This is a genomic window from Streptomyces sp. McG3 (assembly GCF_018619185.1).
Classification (GTDB): Bacteria; Actinomycetota; Actinomycetes; order Streptomycetales; family Streptomycetaceae; genus Streptomyces.
The window spans coordinates 1-1,007 of sequence record NZ_JAAXYC010000574.1 but is presented as its reverse complement, the minus strand read 5'-3'; the positions used below and the strand labels follow the sequence as shown (position 1 = coordinate 1,007).

The following is a 1,007-nucleotide window of genomic DNA, read 5'->3' as shown; positions in this document are numbered from 1 at the left end:
CAGGCGGAGCAGGAGGCCAAGCAGGAGGCCAAGGAGGCCGAGGCGAAGGCCGAGCAGGAGGCGATGCGGAAGGAGGCGGAGCAGAAGCAGGCCGAGGCCGAGCAGAAGCAGGACCGCATCCGCGAGGGCAGGTTGGCCGATGACGATGTCGTCGCGCCCGTCCTGGTTGATGTCTCCGGCGGCGATGCTGCGGCCGGCGCCCATCTGGATGGCCATGGCATGGGTGAGCCCGGCTGCGCCGGCGCTTTGGTATTCGTAGGCGCGGGCTTGTCCGTAGCGGTCGACGGTGGTCACGGCTACGTCGTCGTACCCGTCGCCGTTGAAGTCCCCGGCGGCGACATCGACGTGGTTGAGGTCTTCGAAGGTGAGACGCAGGGTGGTGGCCTTCTTGGTGGCGCTGTCGCGCCATACAAGCCAGCCGCCCGAGCCGGCGGAGCCGAGGCCGACGCCGATGACGTCGTCGAGGCCGTCGCCGGTGATGTCGCCCATCGCGACGGCTGTGCCCAGGCGCGCCTTGCCAGGGTTGCGGGGGTCGTCGTCGGCGGTGGTGAAGTAGTCGCCCTGTGTGAGCTGGCTGCTGCCGGTCAGGACGGTGACGTTCCCGCGTTCCTTGAACACGCTGTCCGCCTCACCCGGAGACCCGACAGCGAGATCCGCAAGGCCGTCGCCGTCAACGTCCCCGTAGGCAACGTCCGCGCCGAAGCGGTCACCGGGCTCGGGCGAGCCGGGGACGGACCCGCTCTGTGTGATGACCTTCAGCCCCGTTGCCGAGGGTCCACTGCCGCTCCCGGGAAGGATGGACACCTGCCCTGCTGCGGAGGTTGCCTGCGGGACACCGACGATCAAGTCGTCGATTTTGTCGTTGTTGAAGTCTGGCCGGCTAGGTTCTGTCCGGCGGATCATGTGATCGCCTCCCGTGGGCCATCGTGGTGGTCGTGGGGCGGGGCGATCTGACGAACGACGAGTGGGTGCAACTTGCCCCACATCTGCCGAAGACCGGGCGCCGG

Annotated in this window: 1 protein-coding gene; it reads right to left on the bottom strand. The window is 68.6% G+C overall.

All coding sequences use genetic code 11. The features are described 5' to 3' along the window. Positions 1-903: FG-GAP-like repeat-containing protein (locus HET64_RS38520; RefSeq protein ID WP_215111865.1), on the bottom strand; the 903-nt coding region annotated here is incomplete at its 3' end. Between the last annotated feature and the right edge of the window lie 104 nt (positions 904-1,007).